Here is a 15,949-nt window from a genome sequence, read left to right as displayed (position 1 = left end):
AACGATCTTCCGCGCCGTGCGCGCCGCACGGACCGAACACGCGGACGTAGAAAAACAGCTTGCACGGCCCCGTTAGACTTCTTCCCATGGCCATTCTCCTCGCGCATTAGACGGCGGGAACGTCCTCAGCCGCCCACCCGCCAACCCCTGTACGCCCTGGAGTCTGTCCTTGATCTCCGCCTCCGGTATCGAGCTGCGCGCCGGTGCGCGCGTCCTCATCGAGAACGCCACCTTCCGGGTCGCCAAGGGCGACCGCATCGGCCTCGTCGGCCGCAACGGCGCCGGCAAGACCACCCTCACGAAGTGCCTGGCCGGCGAGGGCATCCCGGCCTCCGGCCAGATCACCCGCTCCGGCGAGGTCGGCTACCTCCCGCAGGACCCCCGTACCGGCGACCTGGACGTCCTCGCCCGCGACCGCATCCTCTCCGCGCGCGGCCTCGACGTACTGATCCGCAAGATGCGCGAGAACGAGGAGCGCATCGCCACCGGCAAGGGCGCCACCCGCGAGAAGGCCCTCAAGCAGTACGAGCGCCAGGAGACCGAGTTCCTCACCAAGGGCGGGTACGCCGCCGAGGCCGAGGCCGCCACCATCGCCGCCGCGCTGAACCTGCCCGACCGCGTCCTCGGCCAGCCGCTGCACACCCTCTCCGGTGGTCAGCGCCGCCGTATCGAACTGGCCCGGATCCTGTTCTCGGACGCGGACACCCTGCTCCTGGACGAGCCGACCAACCACCTCGACGCGGACTCGATCATCTGGCTGCGGGACTACCTGAAGACCTACCGCGGCGGCTTCATCGTGATCTCCCACGACGTCGACCTGGTCGACACCGTGGTCAACAAGGTGTTCTACCTGGACGCCAACCGGTCCACGATCGACATCTACAACATGGGCTGGAAGCTCTACCAGCAGCAGCGCGAGGCCGACGAGAAGCGCCGCAAGCGGGAGCGGGTCAACGCCGAGAAGAAGGCCGCCGCCCTCAACGCGCAGGCCGACAAGATGCGCGCCAAGGCCACCAAGACGGTCGCCGCGCAGAACATGGCCCGCCGGGCCGAGAAGCTGCTCTCCGGCCTCGAAGAGGTCCGCATGTCCGACAAGGTCGCCAAGCTCCGCTTCCCGGAGCCCGCGCCCTGCGGCAAGACCCCGCTGATGGCGGAGGGCCTGTCGAAGTCGTACGGCTCCCTGGAGATCTTCACCGACGTCGACCTGGCCATCGACAAGGGCTCCCGAGTCGTCATCCTCGGCCTCAACGGCGCCGGCAAGACGACCCTGCTGCGCCTGCTCGGCGGGGTCGAGAAGCCCGACACCGGCCAGGTCGTCCCCGGTCACGGCCTCAAGCTCGGCTACTACGCCCAGGAGCACGAGACCCTCGACCCGGACCGCACGGTGCTTGAGAACATGCGCTCGGCTGCCCCCGACATGGACCTGGTCGAGGTCCGCAAGGTGCTGGGCTCGTTCCTCTTCTCCGGCGACGACGTCGACAAGCCGGCCGGAGTCCTCTCCGGCGGTGAGAAGACCCGTCTCGCCCTGGCGACCCTGGTCGTCTCCTCGGCGAACGTGCTCCTGCTCGACGAGCCGACCAACAACCTCGACCCCGCCAGCCGCGAGGAGATCCTCGGCGCCCTGCGCACCTACAAGGGCGCGGTCGTCCTCGTCACGCACGACGAGGGCGCCGTCGAGGCGCTCCAGCCGGAGCGGATCATCCTGCTGCCGGACGGCGTCGAGGATCTGTGGGGTTCCGACTACGCGGACCTCGTCGCCCTGGCGTGATCCATTGCGTATGGATCATTCGGCTCATCCGTGATCCATCATCTGTGTGAGATCTCCTCGTATCGAGGTGTGTCGTACACGGATTTCCCGGCCGTTCCCTTGCGTGCCAAGGGAACGGCCGTCGCGCGTCCCTGACCTGGCACTTCGCGAATCCATCCGTTCGGCCCCCTCGACACCACCCCATGGAACCCTTGATTCCGCTTGTGGGGGTCCACTCCTGTCGTCACAACGATGTCTCACGGACCTTGCCGAATGGGTGGCCATCAGGCCCAAGAGGGGTGATCATGAGGAGACCAGAGCGCACTTCCCATGAGGAGGCACGGGTGGCCGAGACTCTGAAGAAGGGCAGCCGGGTGACCGGCGCCGCGCGCGACAAGCTCGCGGCAGACCTGAAGAAGAAGTACGACTCCGGTGCGAGCATCCGGGCGCTGGCCGAGGAGACCGGCCGCTCGTATGGCTTCGTACACCGGATGCTCAGTGAGTCGGGCGTCACGCTTCGTGGGCGTGGCGGAGCGACCCGGGGCAAGAAGGCCGCATCGTCCTGACGCCGGGCGGTCCATCGGCTTCGATGGTGGTCACCCGGTCGGCCTCCCCCCTGGGCCCTTGAGGGGCCCTGGGGGGACCCCAGATCAGCCGGGTGGTTACTGTGCAGTCACTTAGGCATGCCGCAGGCATGCCCGGATGACCGCACCCATCGGAGGCGCCCCATGGCTTCGCCCGACCAGGACCTCGCTCCCGCACTCGACAAGGACGGCGTACGGCTCACCGTCGACGACGCGCTCGCCACGGTGACGCTGACCAACCCGGCCAAGCGCAACGCGCAGAGCCCCGCCCTGTGGCGGGCGCTCACCGAGGCCGGCCGGCTGCTGCCGGGCTCCGTCCGTGTCGTCGTGCTGCGCGGCGAGGGCAAGTCCTTCTCCGCCGGGCTGGACCGGCAGATGTTCACACCGGAGGGGATCCCGGGCGAGCCGAACTTCATCGAACTCGCGCGCCGTGACGACGCCGGGCTCGACGCGAGCATCGCCGAGTTCCAGGAGGCGTTCACCTGGTGGCGGCGCAACGACATCGTGTCCGTCGCCGCCGTCCAAGGGCACGCCATCGGGGCCGGCTTCCAGCTCGCGCTCGCGTGCGATCTGCGGGTCGTCGCGGACGACGTGCAGTTCGCCATGCGCGAGACCAGCCTCGGTCTCGTCCCCGACCTGACCGGCACACACCCGCTGGTCGGCCTCGTAGGGTACGCCCGCGCCCTCGAGATCTGCGTGACCGGACGGTTCGTCGGCGCGGCGGAGTCGGTGGCGTCCGGGCTGGCCAACGTCGCCGTGCCCGGCGACCAACTGGACGATGCCGTGCGGGACTTGGCGGCCGCGCTGCTGGCCGCGCCGCGGGACGCCGTCGCCGAGACCAAGGCGTTGCTGCGCGGCGCGGCGGGCCGTGACTACGAGGCTCAGCGTGCGGCCGAGCGTGCCGCTCAGGCACGCCGGCTTCGGGATCTGGCCGGCCTCGGCGAGTGACCGCAGCAGCGGCGGCCGTGCGGACGGTGCGCGCCCCTAAGGGGCCGCTTCACCGACCGCGGTGATCAACACCGCCACCGTCGGGCGGTCCTCCAGCGCGTCCCGTACGGCCGTGCGGACCTGCCGGGCCACGTCGACGGCCCGGCGGTCCGGGCTGGCCGCCAGCTCCACGCGCGCGTGCCGGTACGGCAGCGCGGTACCAGTCGTGCGCTCCTCCAGGTGAACCGCCCGGCGCAGACCGCCGAGGGAACCCGTCAGCCCGGTCACCCCGGGGACGGACAGGGCGGCCGCGGCCGCCCGGGCCTCGTCCGGGTCCGTGGGCTCCCGCGCGGACATCGGCTGCGGTGCGCGCGCCTGCGCGGCCGGCTCCGGCGTGTCCAGCAGGTCGGTGACCCGCAGGTCCACCTCCGTCACCACGAGCCCGAGCCGCTCCCTCGCGGCCGTCGCCAGTGTCCGCCGTAGCCCCGACGCCACCGTCGGCAGCGGCTCGCCGGCCGTCGCGCCGAAGTCCGCCGTCAGCCGCAGCGGGCCCGGCGGCAGCGCGCTCGGCGGAGCCGGTACGACGGGCTCCTGGGCCTCCTCCGGGTCGGCGAGCGCGAGCCGCACCGCGCCGAGCCGCACTCCGGGCATCCCCTCGGCCGCCGCGCGCTCCAGTACCGCCGCGGCCGCGCTCTCCGCGATCCAGGCGCCGTCGCCCGGCCCGCCGAGCGGCAGCAGCCTGCCCAGCCCGATCTGGCTCCGCACCACCTGTGTCCACCGCTCCGCCGTCATTCCTCCAGCCTGCCGTATCAGCGGCGCGCGGTCGGGGAACCTTGCTTACGGTGGTCAGTGGACGATCGAAGGGGACGACCGAAAGGGATGGACGGCGATGACCGACATGACGACGACCCCCGAGGGCGACCAGGAGCCCCAGGTTTCGACCCGTAAGGCGATCCGGCGCGGCGGCGGCGATCCCGCGGCCCGCGGACGGACGACCATCGCCGACGGCGTCGTGGAGAAGATCGCCGCTCTCGCGGCCCGGGACGTGGTCGGCGTCCACGCCCTGGGCAGCGGTCTGGCCCGCACCCTCGGCGCTGTACGCGACCGGGTGCCCGGCGGCTCCAAGTCGGTCACCCGGGGCGTGAAGGCCGAGGTCGGCGAGGTGCAGACCGCGCTCGACCTGGAGATCGTCGTGGACTACGGCGTCTCGATCGGCGATGTCGCCCGCGACGTGCGGGAGAACGTGATCGCCGCCGTGGAACGCATGACCGGACTCGAGGTGGTCGAGGTCAACATCGCGGTGAGCGACGTCAAGCTGCCCGAGGAAGAGGAAGAGGAACCGGAGCCCCGGATCCAGTGAGACCCGGTCCCGGACCCCGCACACCCGATGAGCTGAGGAGCGCTCCATGAGCATGGCCGTGGTCGGCATGATCGCCGGAATGGCGCTGGGCTTCGCCGGGTACTTCGGCGGCTTCGCGGCCTTTCTGCTGGTGGCGGCGCTGGGCGCGATCGGGTTCGTCGCCGGCCGGTTCGCGGAGGGCGACCTCGAACTCGGTGACTTCTTCCGCACCCGCGGCGACCGGCGCGACCGGCGGCGGTGACCGGAGGTGAGTGCCGAGACCGGCGCGGCGCCCCTCCCGTCGGCCCTCGTGCCGCCGGGCGAGCGCGGCGCCACCCGGATCGCCGACCGGGTCGTGGCGAAGATCGCCGCGCAGGCCGCCCGGGAGGCGCTGCCGTCGCTGCCCGCCGACGCGGCCGCCCCGCACGCCACGGTCGTCGTCAGCCGGCGGGCGGCCCGCGTCCGCGTCCACCTCGAACTCGGCTACCCCTGCGACATCGGCGCCCACTGCGCCGCCGTGCGTCGCCATGTCGCCGAGCGGGTAGGCGCGTTGGTGGACATGGAGGTGCCCGAGGTCGCCGTCCAGGTCGAACGGCTGCACCCGGCACCGCACGGGAGGGCGTGATGAGCGAACCCCAGTCGACCACCCCCACCCTCGACAAGGAGCCCGGCACCACCCCGCCCGCCCCCGCCGGGGGCAGCGGCCGCTTCTGGTCGCCGCGCCGCGTCCCGGCCGCCGTCGTCGCGCTCCTGCTGCTGGCGGGCGCGGGCCTGCTGCTGTACGACATCGCCGCCGTACGCGCTCACCACCCCGCGATGCACTGGCGCCGCGCACTCGCCCGGCAACTGGCCGAACGGCCCCTGGACGACGTCTGGGTGCTGACCGGCGCGGCCGTCGCCGTCGCGCTCGGCCTGTGGCTGATCGTCCTCGCGGTCACGCCCGGCCTGCGCGGACTGCTGTCCATGCGGCGCCCGCACCCCGATGTCCGCGCCGCGCTCCGGCGCGAGGCCGCGGCGCTCCTGCTCCGCGACCGGGCCGTCGACGTGGCCGGGGTCCGGTCGGTCCGGGTGCGGATGCGGCACAAGAAGGCCGACGTCCGTGCCGTCTCCCACTTCCGTGACCTGGACGAGGTACGCGCCGACCTGGACACCGTGCTCACGGACGCGATCCGGGGCCTCGGCCTGACCCGCCCGCCCACGCTGTCGCTGCGTGTGTCCCGGCCCGGACGGAAGGGGTGAGGACGATGCGCACCGGCGGCCTCAACCGCGTCCTGCTGGCCCTCGTCGGCCTGCTCCTGCTCGCGCTCGGCGGCGCGGTGCTCGCCGTCGGCCTGGGTGCGCCGTCACCCTCCTGGTGGATCCACACCGGCCCGCACGACGTCCTGCTGACCAGGGCCGAACGCACCCACTGGCGCGGCAGGAGCTGGTGGTGGCCGGCGGTCATCGCCGCCCTCGCCGCCGTCGTGCTGCTCGCCCTGTGGTGGCTCACGTCGGTGCTGCGCCGCCGCCGGCTGGCCGAGGTCCTGATCGACACCGGCGACGACGAGTCCGCCCTCCTGCGCGCCAGGGCCCTGGAATCGGCCCTGGCCGAGGACGCCGTACAGCAGGAGGGCGTGGCCCACGCGGAGATCCTCCTGCGGGGCCGCCGTACGAAGCCCACGGCGAGGGTGTGGCTCCAACTGGAGCCGCACGTGGACCCGGCGACGGCCCTGAACGGGTTCACGGCCGAGGCCCTGACCCGCGCCCGCCGGTCGGCTCGCTTGCCCTCGCTGCCCGCAGAGGTACGCCTGCGGACGGTCAGACACCGCGCGGAAAGGGTCACTTGACGGCCCGGGGCCACGCCCTAGAACCCGTGCCGCATCCCCCCGTCCACAGGCAGCATGACCCCACTGAGATAGGACGCGGCCGGAGAGAGCAGGAACGCCGCGACCTTCCCGAACTCCGCCGGAGTCCCGTACCTCCGCAACGGAATCCGGGCCTCGTTCGCGGCCCGGGTGGCCTCGGGGTCGGCCGACAACGCGTCCAGCTCGCGCACCCGGTCGGTGTCGATGCGCGACGGCAGCAGCCCCAGCACCCGGATCCCGCGCGGCCCCAGCTCGTCCGCGAGGGACTTGGCGAACCCGGCGAGGCCGGGCCGCAGCCCGTTGGAGATGGTCAGCCCCGGAATCGGCTCGTGCACCGACGCGGACAGCACGAACCCGATCACCCCGCCCGGCTCCAGCTCGGCCGCCGCCGCGCGGGCGAGCCGCACCGCACCGAGGAACACCGACTCGAACGCGGTGCGCCACTGCTCGTCGGTGTTGTCCGCGACGAACCCCGGCGCCGGCCCGCCCACGCTCACCAGCACGCCGTGGAAGCCGCCGAAGTGCTCACGCGCGGCCGCGATCAGCCGCTCCGGCGCCTCGGGGTCGGCGTTGTCCATGCCCACGCCCACGGCGTTCGGGCCCAGTTCGGCGGCGGCGTCGGCCACCCGCTTCCCGTCCCGGCCGCTGATCACGACCTTCGCCCCGTCGGCGACGAGTTCCCGCGCGGCGGCGTTGCCCAGTCCGCGGGTCGCCCCGGTGACGACGTACACCCGGTCCTTCAGTCCAAGATCCATGGCCCCTATCCTGCCTGGTCGTCCCCGAACAGCGTGAGGGCGGTGTTCACCAGCGCGATGTGACTGAAGGCCTGCGGGAAGTTGCCCAGCTGGCAGCCGTTGACGGGGTCGTACTCCTCGGCCAGCAGCCCCACGTCGTTCACCAGGCCCATCAGCCGGTCGAACAGCTCCCGCGCCTCGTCCTTCCGGCCGGTCAGATGCAGGGCGTCGGCCAGCCAGAACGAGCAGGCCAGGAAGGCGCCCTCGCCGCTCGGCAGCCCGTCGACCACCGAGTCCTCCGTGTCGTACCGGCGCAGGAAGCCGCCGTGCCCGAGGTCGTCGCGGATCGCGTCGACCGTGCCGACCACCCGCGGGTCGTCCGGCGGCAGGAAACCGACGCGCGGCAGGAGCAGCAGCGCCGCGTCCAGTTCGCGGGAGCCGTAGTACTGGGTGAAGGTGTTCCGCTCGGGGTCGTAGCCCTTCTCGCACACCTCCTGGTGCACCTCGTCGCGGAGTCTGCGCCAGCCCTCCAGGTCGCCGTCGAGGTCCTCATGCCGCTCCAGCGTCTTCACGGCCCGGTCGGCGGCCACCCACACCATCACCTTGGAGTGCACGAACTGCTGCCGCCCGCCGCGCACCTCCCACAGGCCCTCGTCCGGCTGCCGCCACGCCGACTCCAGGAACCGCATCAGGGCGCGCTGCATCGCCCACATGTGCGGCCGCGGGGACAGCCCCGAGCTACGGGCCAGGGCGAGCGAGTCCATCACCTCGCCGTACACGTCGAGCTGGAGCTGCTCGACGGCGCCGTTTCCGATGCGTACGGGGGCGGAGTCGGCGAAGCCGGGCAGCCAGGACAGCTCCATCTCCGGCAGCCGCCGCTCGCCCGCGACGCCGTACATGATCTGCAGGTCGGCCGGGTCGCCGGCGACCGCGCGCAGCAGCCAGTCGCGCCACGCCGAGGCCTCCTGCTGGTAACCGGCGTTGAGCAGCGCGCCGAGGGTGAGGGTGGAATCGCGCAGCCAGCAGTACCGGTAGTCCCAGTTGCGCACGCCGCCCGGCTGCTCCGGCAGCGAGGTGGTCGCCGCGGCGACGATCCCGCCGGTCGGGATGTAGGTGAGGGCCTTGAGGGTGATCAGGGAGCGGACGACCGCGTCCCGGTAGGGGCCCTCGTAACAGCACTGCCGGGCCCAGCCCTGCCAGTCGGTGACGCTGCATTCCAGGCCCTCGAAGGGGTCGTTGAGCGGCGGGCGCCGCTCGTGCGAGGGGTGCCAGGTGAGCACGAACGCGACCCGCTCGCCCTCGGCGACGGTGAACTCGGAGTGGGTGCCGAAGTCGGCGCCCCAGGTGCGCACGGGGGGTTCGGAACGCAGCCAGACCGAGTCCGGGCCCGCGACGGCCACCCGGTGCCCGTCCGCGCGGCGCACCCACGGCATGATCGAGCCGTAGTCGAAGCGCAGCCGGAGGGTGCTGCGGACGGTGACCCGGCCGCTGACGCCTTCGACGATGCGTACGACGTCGGGGGCGCGGTCGCGCTGCGGCATCAGGTCGGTGACGCGGACCGTGCCGTCCGGGGTCTCCCACTCGGTGTCGAGGACGAGGGTGTCGGGCCGGTAGGCGCGGCGCGTGCAGGTGTCCGCGTCCTCGGGGGCGATCCGCCAGTAACCGTGGTCCTCGTCGCCCAGCAGCCGCGCGAAGCAGGCCCCGGAGTCGAAGCGGGGCAGGCACAGCCAGTCGATGGAGCCGTTCTTCCCGACCAGCGCGGCGGTCTGCTCGTCACCGATGAGTGCGTAGTCCTCGATGCGCGCGTTCACGGGATCCGGTTTCCCGGCGGGCCGGAGGGCCAATCAGGTGGTGCGCCGGGGGAGTGACGTGGTCCTGGGGCGCCGGTGGCGTGGCGGGTGCCCGCCGGTCCGGGTCACACCGTTGCCGGTGTGCTCTCCTCCGGCTCGGTCTGCGCCGCGGCCTCCTCGCGGTCGCGGATCTCCCGGCGGACCAGGAACCACCAGCCGACCGGGACGCCCGCGGCGAACAGCCACCACTGGATCATGTAGGCGTAGTTCAGCGGGGCGTCCTCGCTGCCCGGGTCGGAGATCTGCTCCGGACCGCCCTTGGGCGTGGGCGCCGTCTGCTCGACATAGCCGCCGAGCACCCGCGCGCCGAGCCGGTGCGCCTCCTCCGCGCTGTTGATCAGCATGATCTGCCGGTCGGGGAGGCCCTTGACGTTCTTGATGCCGCTCGCCGCGGTCGTCTCGTCGGCCATCAGCCGCCCGGTGACGGTGGTCCGTCCCGACGGCGGGGCGGGGATCTTCGGGAACGCGGTCTGGGCGCCGTTCGCGGGGATCCAGCCGCGGTTGACGAGGAGGACCCTGCCGTCCGTGAGGACGAGCGGGGTGAGCACGTGGAAGCCGACCTCGCCGTCGGAGTTGGTCCGGCGCCGGACCACGACCTCCCTGGCGGTGTCGAAGGTGCCGGTCGCGGTGACCGTGCGGTACTTCTCGGTGCGGGTCACGGTGTGCCCGGGGGAGGTCAGCCGCTCGACCGGGACCGGCTTGGCGTGCAGGGCCGAGGAGACCAGGTTGTTCCGGGCGGTGCGCTCCTCGTACCGGTGCTGCTGCCAGAAGCCCAGCCTGATCATCGTCGGGATCAGCGCGATCGCGACGATGGTGAGGATCACCCACTGGCGGGACAACAGGAAGCGGTAGCGGTGCACCCCACGACGGTACATCCGGGCCGTGGGGTGCATTCAGGCGGGTACCGGGTCACACCCGGTCGACGATTCCCACCTTTCCCTCGGCGCGGGCGCAGTGCGCCCCGCAGTAGAACTTGCCGTCGGCCTCCACGCCCTGGCCGATGATCTGCACCCGGCAGTGTTCGCAGATGGGGGCCATCCGGTGGATCGCGCAGGAGAAGCAGTCGAAGACGTGCACCGCGCCCTGGGCGTGGACCTCGAAGGTCATTCCGTAGTCATTGCCGCAAACTTCGCATTTCGCCATGCGCCACAGGGTGAGCCGTCACCGTCCGCGCGGGCGAGCGGCCGCCGGGTGAGTCGTCCGGCAACCACCCGTTCGTACGATTTCCTGCCGGTTCGGCGCGGCCTTGCGTGTGCCGCTATCCGTCGGCCGGCTCGACGTCCCGCAGCAACTGCCCGAACGCGGCCTCGTCGACGATCGGCGTACCGAACTGCCGCGCCTTGACCACCTTGGACGTGACTGAGTCGGGGTCGTTGGTGACCAGCAGGCTGGTCAGCCGGGAGATGCTGGAGGCCACGTGCAGACCGGCCTCGGTGGCCCGGTCCTCCAGCAGCTCGCGGTCGACGGAGGTGTCCCCGGAGAACGCCACCCGCATGCCCTGTTTGAGGCGTTTGCCGTCTTCGTAGCGACCCGGGTTGGGATAGGGGCATGCGGGCCTTTTGCGGGAGGAGCGCCAACTGCTCGGCCGGTAGCCGCCGTAGCCCCCGTATCCGCCGGACGACTGCCGGGGCACCGGACGGTCCGACCACTCCGTCAGCGGCCGGCACTCCAGCAGCGGAAGCCGGACGCCGCCCGCCGCCGCGGCCCGCAGGCTCGGCCGGAACGCCTCCGCCAGCACGCGCGCGTCGTCCAGCGCGTGGTGCGCCCGCTGCTGTACGACGCCGTAGTGCGCCGCCAGCGACTCCAGCTTGAAGTTGGGCAGCGGCAGGCCCAGCTCTTTCGACAGCGCGATGGTGCACAGCCGCTGACGCACCGGAGCCTCGCGCTTCGCGCGCGCGTACTCCCGCGCGATCATCTGCCAGTCGAAGACGGCGTTGTGCGCGACCAGCACCCGGCCGTCCAGCCGGGCCGCGAACTCCTCGGCGATGTCCGAGAAGAGCGGCGCCCCTTCGAGCACCTCGCTCGTCAGACCGTGTATCCACACCGGTCCCGGATCGCGCTCCGGGTTGACCAGCGTGTACCAGTGGTCCTCGACCTCGCCGCGCTCGTCCAGCCGGTAGACGGCCGCCGAGATGATCCGGTCGTCCCGGGCCAGGCCGGTGGTCTCCACGTCAACGACCGCGTATCCCTTCGGATACGCGGCCGGCCACTGGGTGGGGGAGGACACTGCGGTCGCACGGTCTTCGAGCATGGTCATTGAGGATACGGGCCACGACCGACACCGTGATCCCACAGGTGCCCGGGGCCTCGCCGGTCTGCCGCTCAGTCGCGCGGCCGTCGCACGCATGTGTGCCGCCATGCCCCCCAACTCCCCGTCGCATGCGTGTCTTTACCTCACCTGATCCGCTGCAACCGAGGTGCGGGTGACGGGCCGTCAGGAAAGCGTTCGACCGGCCCGGTGTTCGCTCGGGGGCCTCACCGCGGGTGTGGTGATGTGGAGGTGGCGCCCCCGGGAGTGCGATCCTCCCTGCTGTGACGGAACCCACCCACGAAGAGGCCCACGGAGGCGCGCTCGGCTCGCGGCTGAACTGGCTGCGGGCCGCCGTGCTCGGCGCGAACGACGGCATCGTCTCCACCGCGGGCATCGTCGTCGGCGTGGCCGGCGCCACCCAGAGCCGGTCCGCCCTGCTCACCGCCGGGCTGGCCGGCCTGCTCGCCGGGTCGATGTCCATGGCCGCCGGCGAGTACGTCTCCGTCTCCACCCAGCGCGACTCGGAGATGGCCGCGCTCGCGGTGGAGAAACGGGAACTGCGGGAGCAGCCGGAGGCCGAGCTGCAGGAGCTGACCACGCTGCTGGAGGAACGCGGACTGTCCCACGAGGTGGCCCGGGAGGCCGCCGAACAGCTCACCGCGCGGGACCCGCTCAGGGCCCACGCGCGCGTGGAGCTCGGAATCGATCCGGAGGACCTGACCAACCCCTGGCACGCGGCCTGGGCGAGCTTCCTGGCCTTCACGGTGGGCGCGCTGCTGCCGCTGCTGGCCATCGTCCTGCCCCCGCCCGGCTGGCGGCTGGGCGTGACCGTGGTCTCCGTCCTGGCCGCGCTCGTCCTCACCGGCTGGGCCAGCGCCCGGCTCGGCGCGGCCGACCCCGGACGGGCGGTGCTGCGCAACGTGGTGGGCGGGGCCCTGGCGATGGGGGTCACCTACGCGGCGGGCAGCCTGCTGAGCGCGGCCGGGGTCTGACACGCGGGCCGGGGACCCCGGGATCGCAGGCCGGGGCGGCGACGGCGTACCGTGAGCTGCGCTCGACCACCCCCTGAGCGCCCGCACCGACCCGCACGAGAAGGACCCTCGCCATGCGCGCCACCACCATCCACGCCCCGTACGACATGCGCGTGGAGGACGTCCCCGAGCCCGTGGTGCAGCTGCCCACCGACGCCGTGGTACGGGTGCTGCGCGCCTGCATCTGCGGCAGCGACCTGTGGGCCTACCGGGGCGAGGCGGCCCGGCAGCCGGGGCAGCGCATCGGGCACGAGTTCCTCGGGATCGTCGAGGAGACCGGTTCCGAGGTGAGCACCGTCCGGCGCGGTGACCTGGTGGTCGCGCCGTTCATGTGGTCCGACGGCGTCTGCGACTACTGCCGCGAGGGCCTGACGACGTCCTGCGAGCACGGCGGCTTCTGGGGCTCCGTCGGCTACGACGGCGGCCAGGGCGAGGCCGTGCGCGTGCCGTTCGCCGACGGCACCCTCGTCCAGCTGCCGAAGGACGCGGCCTCCGACGACCATCTGCTGTCCGCCCTGCTGACCCTCTCCGACGTCCTCGGCACCGGTCACCACGCAGCCCTCGGCGCGGGCGCCCGCCCCGGCGCCACGGTCGCCGTGGTCGGTGACGGCGCGGTCGGCCTGTGCGCGGTGCTGGCCGCCAAGCGCCTGGGCGCCGAGCGGATCATCGCGCTCGGCCGGCACGAGGTCCGCACCGACATCGCGCGCCGCTTCGGGGCCACGGACGTCGTCGCCGAGCGCGGGGAAGCGGCCGTCGAGGCCGTCCGCGAACTCACCCGCGGCCAGGGCGCGCACGCCGTGGTCGAGGCCGTCGGCACGGAACAGTCCATGCGCACGGCGGTCGACATCACCCGCGACGGCGGCGCGATCGGCTTCGTGGGCGTGCCGCACGGCAGCGGCACCGGCCTCGACCTCGGCGTCATGTTCGACCGGAACATCGCCCTGCGCGGCGGCGTCGCCCCGGTCCGCGCCTACATCCCGGACCTGCTCCCCGACGTCCTGGACGGCACGATCGACCCCTCGCCGGTGTTCGACATGACCGTCGGCATCGAGGGCGTGCCGGACGGCTACAAGGCGATGGACGAGCGCACGGCCCTCAAGGTCCTCGTCACCAACGCCTGAGTACCCGCTAGGTCCAGCGGATCGGCAGCGGCAGCGCCGTGAGCAGCCCCGAGACCGCGACGACCGCGCCCAGGGCGATCACCTCGGCCCGCGCGGGCGGGTACGCGGTCAGCGGGTCGGCGGCGCGGCGCAGCCGGATCCGCGCCCACAGGGCGAGCAGCGCGACGGCGGCGACCAGGACCACCTTGGCCAGCAGGGTGCGGCCGTACGCCGTCGTCGTCAGCTGGTCCAGGATCGTAGCCGGCGGCATGCGGCGCAGCGCACTGCACACGCCGGTCGCGGTGACGACGGCGAGCAGGACGGCCGCCACGCGCGCGTAGCGGCCGAGCAGCGCGGCCCCGGCCGGATCGCCGCGCCACAGCCGGATCAGCCGCAGGGCGTGCAGCAGACCGCCGGCCCACAGCGCCGCGCACGTCAGGTGCGCCAGCGTCAGGGCCGAGCCGACCAGCGGGCTGTGCTCGGTCGTGGGGTGGGCGCGCAGCGCCTCGGCGACCACCACCGCGGCCGGCGGCCACACCTGGGCCGCCGGGCGCCTGAGCAAGGCACACAGGGCCGCCGCCAGAAAGGCGTTGACCTCCAGCAGGGCCAGCCGGCCGTCTCGGGAGCCGTACAGGCCGCCGACGTCGATCTGGCCGAGGCGGTGCGGGATCAGATTGCCGGCGGACACCACCGCGGCGAGCGCCAGCGCGGCGACGAACCCGGCGCTGGTCGCGAACGGCGCCCAGCTGCACGGCCGTTCGGACGGGACACCGGGCAGACGGCGGGCGAGCCGGTGCACGAACAGCTCGCCGAGGGGCACGCTCAGCGCGGCGAACAGCACCGCGCGCAGCAGCCCGATGCCACCGGCCCCCGGCGCGGCGGCCTCCCCGGTGCCGTGCAGCGCCGCCGGGGGCCCGAGCAGCGGAATCAGGGCGCCCAGCGCCACCAGGCCCAGGAGGGCGGCGGCCCGGCCGGTGCCGGACCGCCGCCTGGAGCCCTCCTCGCCGGTCGCCTCGGCGGTCGGTCGTATCAAGCTCACCCCGCGATCTTCGCCAGCCGCTGCAGAACCGGGCAAGTCCCGGAAAACAACTGGCAGTACGGAATTCCGCGCATAGATACGTTTCCGGCCGCCCGCGCACTCACCGCCAGCGGGCGCTGTCCGACCCCCACGGCACCGGAGGCCGCGCCCAGTTGGCGGGGCCTCCCGCGAAGGACACCGGCGGCAGCGCGTGCCGCAGCCGGCCGAGCGGGCCGTCCGTCTCGGCCAGCCAGGCGTCCGGGCCCTCGTACGGCGCGCCCGGGGCCGCGGTCGGCCGGATCTCGTCGGTCAGCCAGCGCGCGGTTTGGGCCAGCGCCAGGCGCACGAGGCGGCCGCCCCCGTCGTACGACTGCTCGGTCAGCGCCCGCAGGACGGCTGCCGCCAGGAGATAGCCGCTGCCGTGGTCCAGTGCCTGCGCGGGCAGCGCGCCGGGCTGCTCGGCCGAGCCCTCGGTCACGGCGATGCCGGTCGCGACCTGCACCAGGCTGTCGAAGCCGCGCCGCCCGCCCCAGGGGCCGTACGCGCCCCACGCCGAGATCTGCGCCACGACCAGTCCGGGCCGGCGCGCGACCAGCGCCTGCGGCGAGAGCCCGAACCGGTCGAGGGCGCCCGGCCGGTAGCCGGTGACGACGACGTCGGCCGCGGCCAGCAGCTCCTCGAAGGTGCCGCGGCCGGCAGTGAGGTCGAGCACTGCCGACCGCTTCCCGAAGCCGGTGTCGGCGTGCTGGTCGGGGAGTTCGGGCAGCCAGGGGGCGTCCACGCGGAGTACGTCCGCGCCGAGCAGGGCGAGGGTGCGGGTGGCGACCGGGCCGGCGAGGACCCGGGTCAGGTCCAGCACGCGCAGCCCGGCGGCGGGCAGCAGGGGAGCGGCGCCGGGATCGAGCGGGGTGAGCACGCGCGCGTGCGTGGAGCCGAGGCGCTCGCGCTCGACCAGCGGGCGTGCGGCCACCTCGGCGGCCTGCTCGGTGGCCGCCCACTCCTTCGGGGTGCGCAGGGCCACGGCCAGGCCGCCGGCGCCGTACACCGCCTCCTCGACCTCCACCGCGGACCGCTCGGCGAGCCGGCCTTCCACCGCCTGCGGCGAGGCGTTTGCCGGCAGGCCGAGCACGCCGAGCAACCGGGCCCGGTGGTGCGGGTAGTTGGCGTGGGTGCGCACCCAGCCGTCGGCCGTCCGCCAGAACCGCGACAGCGGCGCGAAGGCGACCGGTGCCCGCCCGTCTACCAGCAGGTGCCGTTCACTGTGGAAGGCGGCCGCCACGGCGCCGTCGTCGACCCGGACGGCGGGCGCCTCGGCGAGCCCGGCGCGTCGGGCCGCCAGTTCGGCGGCGGCCAGCGCACAGGAGCCGACACAGGCACGGGCGAGCTCCCGTACGGGAAGGCGCGCCTCGAGCGCGCCCTCCCGTACCACGGTGGTGAGCCGCGCGAGGTGGGCGGGATCGCCACCCAGCGCGGACCATGCGGACTTGATACCAGTCATGACTGCACTATGCAGTATTGACTGAA

The 15,949-nt window shown here is 73.3% G+C and carries 18 protein-coding genes; 10 read left to right on the top strand and 8 right to left on the bottom strand.

What is annotated here, in order from left to right:
• The first annotated feature begins 169 nt into the window (after positions 1–169).
• The 3 genes from ACIBJF_RS02665 (at position 170) to ACIBJF_RS02655 (ending at position 3,279) form a co-directional block, all read left to right on the top strand.
• Entirely contained in the window at positions 170–1,768 is a 1,599-nt protein-coding gene (locus ACIBJF_RS02665) for an ABC-F family ATP-binding cassette domain-containing protein (RefSeq protein ID WP_399171836.1), read from the top strand.
• Between the two features lie 323 nt (positions 1,769–2,091).
• A complete protein-coding gene (locus ACIBJF_RS02660) occupies positions 2,092–2,313 on the top strand; it encodes a helix-turn-helix domain-containing protein (RefSeq protein WP_004002281.1) in 222 nt (73 codons plus the stop codon).
• Positions 2,314–2,475: 162 nt separating this feature from the next.
• Positions 2,476–3,279 carry an enoyl-CoA hydratase/isomerase family protein gene (locus ACIBJF_RS02655; RefSeq protein ID WP_356310481.1) on the top strand — a complete coding sequence of 268 codons (804 nt, stop codon included), beginning with the start codon at positions 2,476–2,478 and terminating at the stop codon, positions 3,277–3,279.
• A 36-nt stretch (positions 3,280–3,315) separates the two neighbouring features.
• Here ACIBJF_RS02655 and ACIBJF_RS02650 read toward each other — a convergent pair whose 3' ends face one another.
• Positions 3,316–4,050 (bottom strand): nucleopolyhedrovirus P10 family protein, encoded by a 735-nt coding sequence (locus tag ACIBJF_RS02650; protein ID WP_399171835.1) that lies wholly within the window; start codon positions 4,048–4,050, stop codon positions 3,316–3,318.
• A gap of 97 nt (positions 4,051–4,147) precedes the next feature.
• Between ACIBJF_RS02650 and ACIBJF_RS02645 the strand changes: the two genes are divergently transcribed.
• Genes ACIBJF_RS02645 through amaP form a run of 5 tightly spaced genes read left to right on the top strand, consistent with a single transcriptional unit; the run spans position 4,148 to position 6,423 of the window.
• Positions 4,148–4,618 carry an Asp23/Gls24 family envelope stress response protein gene (locus ACIBJF_RS02645; protein WP_399171834.1) on the top strand — a complete coding sequence of 157 codons (471 nt, stop codon included), beginning with the start codon at positions 4,148–4,150 and terminating at the stop codon, positions 4,616–4,618.
• A 46-nt stretch (positions 4,619–4,664) separates the two neighbouring features.
• On the top strand, positions 4,665–4,859 hold the full coding sequence (locus ACIBJF_RS02640; protein WP_399171833.1) for a hypothetical protein: 195 nt from the start codon (positions 4,665–4,667) through the stop codon (positions 4,857–4,859).
• 6 nt (positions 4,860–4,865) lie between these two features.
• Complete coding sequence (locus ACIBJF_RS02635; RefSeq protein WP_399171832.1) at positions 4,866–5,222, top strand: hypothetical protein; 357 nt, start codon at positions 4,866–4,868, stop codon at positions 5,220–5,222.
• Positions 5,222–5,836, top strand: coding sequence for a DUF6286 domain-containing protein (locus ACIBJF_RS02630; protein ID WP_399171831.1), 615 nt, complete (start codon positions 5,222–5,224; stop codon positions 5,834–5,836). The genes ACIBJF_RS02635 and ACIBJF_RS02630 overlap by 1 nt, the downstream gene beginning before the upstream one ends.
• A gap of 5 nt (positions 5,837–5,841) precedes the next feature.
• Positions 5,842–6,423, top strand: coding sequence for an alkaline shock response membrane anchor protein AmaP (amaP, locus tag ACIBJF_RS02625; protein ID WP_399171830.1), 582 nt, complete (start codon positions 5,842–5,844; stop codon positions 6,421–6,423).
• A 17-nt stretch (positions 6,424–6,440) separates the two neighbouring features.
• Here the strand turns inward: amaP and ACIBJF_RS02620 are convergent, their stop codons facing one another.
• The 5 genes from ACIBJF_RS02620 to ACIBJF_RS02600 all read right to left on the bottom strand — a co-directional run bounded on the left by ACIBJF_RS02620 (position 6,441) and on the right by ACIBJF_RS02600 (position 11,276).
• On the bottom strand, positions 6,441–7,196 hold the full coding sequence (locus ACIBJF_RS02620) for an SDR family oxidoreductase (RefSeq protein WP_399171829.1): 756 nt from the start codon (positions 7,194–7,196) through the stop codon (positions 6,441–6,443).
• Positions 7,197–7,201: 5 nt separating this feature from the next.
• Complete coding sequence (locus ACIBJF_RS02615; protein WP_399171828.1) at positions 7,202–8,986, bottom strand: glycoside hydrolase family 15 protein; 1,785 nt, start codon at positions 8,984–8,986, stop codon at positions 7,202–7,204.
• Between the two features lie 104 nt (positions 8,987–9,090).
• The gene (locus ACIBJF_RS02610; RefSeq protein ID WP_399171827.1) at positions 9,091–9,900 is read right to left on the bottom strand and encodes an SURF1 family protein; all 810 of its coding nucleotides are present in this window, start codon (positions 9,898–9,900) and stop codon (positions 9,091–9,093) included.
• Between the two features lie 34 nt (positions 9,901–9,934).
• On the bottom strand, positions 9,935–10,168 hold the full coding sequence (locus ACIBJF_RS02605) for a hypothetical protein (RefSeq protein ID WP_061928587.1): 234 nt from the start codon (positions 10,166–10,168) through the stop codon (positions 9,935–9,937).
• A gap of 115 nt (positions 10,169–10,283) precedes the next feature.
• Positions 10,284–11,276 carry a DEDDh family exonuclease gene (locus ACIBJF_RS02600; RefSeq protein ID WP_399171826.1) on the bottom strand — a complete coding sequence of 331 codons (993 nt, stop codon included), beginning with the start codon at positions 11,274–11,276 and terminating at the stop codon, positions 10,284–10,286.
• 281 nt (positions 11,277–11,557) lie between these two features.
• Between ACIBJF_RS02600 and ACIBJF_RS02595 the strand changes: the two genes are divergently transcribed.
• Together ACIBJF_RS02595 and ACIBJF_RS02590 are read left to right on the top strand one after the other, a co-directional pair.
• The gene (locus ACIBJF_RS02595; RefSeq protein WP_399171824.1) at positions 11,558–12,268 is read left to right on the top strand and encodes a VIT family protein; all 711 of its coding nucleotides are present in this window, start codon (positions 11,558–11,560) and stop codon (positions 12,266–12,268) included.
• A 113-nt stretch (positions 12,269–12,381) separates the two neighbouring features.
• Positions 12,382–13,428 carry a zinc-dependent alcohol dehydrogenase family protein gene (locus ACIBJF_RS02590; RefSeq protein WP_399171823.1) on the top strand — a complete coding sequence of 349 codons (1,047 nt, stop codon included), beginning with the start codon at positions 12,382–12,384 and terminating at the stop codon, positions 13,426–13,428.
• A 7-nt stretch (positions 13,429–13,435) separates the two neighbouring features.
• On the opposite strand, the gene ACIBJF_RS02585 is transcribed toward ACIBJF_RS02590, so the two are convergent.
• Both ACIBJF_RS02585 and ACIBJF_RS02580 read right to left on the bottom strand, forming a co-directional pair.
• Positions 13,436–14,446: a CopD family protein gene (locus tag ACIBJF_RS02585; protein ID WP_399171822.1), complete on the bottom strand. Its 1,011-nt coding sequence runs from the start codon at positions 14,444–14,446 to the stop codon at positions 13,436–13,438.
• A 100-nt stretch (positions 14,447–14,546) separates the two neighbouring features.
• Entirely contained in the window at positions 14,547–15,923 is a 1,377-nt protein-coding gene (locus ACIBJF_RS02580) for a CoA transferase (RefSeq protein WP_399171821.1), read from the bottom strand.
• Positions 15,924–15,949 lie beyond the last annotated feature (26 nt).

The sequence above is a fragment of the Streptomyces sp. NPDC050743 genome, assembly GCF_044456925.1.
Lineage (GTDB): Bacteria > Actinomycetota > Actinomycetes > Streptomycetales > Streptomycetaceae > Streptomyces.
The sequence above is the reverse complement of the archived record's forward strand: the minus strand, read 5'-3'. Positions and strand labels throughout refer to the sequence as shown.

Excerpts from the sequence above, each read along its gene's own strand:
- ACIBJF_RS02655 (WP_356310481.1), top strand. The coding sequence starts at position 2,476 with ATGGCTTCGCCCGACCAGGACCTCGCTCCCGCACTCGACAAGGACGGC.
- ACIBJF_RS02650 (WP_399171835.1), bottom strand. The coding sequence starts at position 4,050 with ATGACGGCGGAGCGGTGGACACAGGTGGTGCGGAGCCAGATCGGGCTG.
- ACIBJF_RS02645 (WP_399171834.1), top strand. The coding sequence starts at position 4,148 with ATGACCGACATGACGACGACCCCCGAGGGCGACCAGGAGCCCCAGGTT.
- ACIBJF_RS02640 (WP_399171833.1), top strand. The coding sequence starts at position 4,665 with ATGAGCATGGCCGTGGTCGGCATGATCGCCGGAATGGCGCTGGGCTTC.
- ACIBJF_RS02630 (WP_399171831.1), top strand. The coding sequence starts at position 5,222 with ATGAGCGAACCCCAGTCGACCACCCCCACCCTCGACAAGGAGCCCGGC.
- amaP (WP_399171830.1), top strand. The coding sequence starts at position 5,842 with ATGCGCACCGGCGGCCTCAACCGCGTCCTGCTGGCCCTCGTCGGCCTG.
- ACIBJF_RS02620 (WP_399171829.1), bottom strand. The coding sequence starts at position 7,196 with ATGGATCTTGGACTGAAGGACCGGGTGTACGTCGTCACCGGGGCGACC.
- ACIBJF_RS02610 (WP_399171827.1), bottom strand. The coding sequence starts at position 9,900 with ATGTACCGTCGTGGGGTGCACCGCTACCGCTTCCTGTTGTCCCGCCAG.
- ACIBJF_RS02605 (WP_061928587.1), bottom strand. The coding sequence starts at position 10,168 with ATGGCGAAATGCGAAGTTTGCGGCAATGACTACGGAATGACCTTCGAG.
- ACIBJF_RS02600 (WP_399171826.1), bottom strand. The coding sequence starts at position 11,276 with ATGCTCGAAGACCGTGCGACCGCAGTGTCCTCCCCCACCCAGTGGCCG.
- ACIBJF_RS02590 (WP_399171823.1), top strand. The coding sequence starts at position 12,382 with ATGCGCGCCACCACCATCCACGCCCCGTACGACATGCGCGTGGAGGAC.
- ACIBJF_RS02580 (WP_399171821.1), bottom strand. The coding sequence starts at position 15,923 with ATGACTGGTATCAAGTCCGCATGGTCCGCGCTGGGTGGCGATCCCGCC.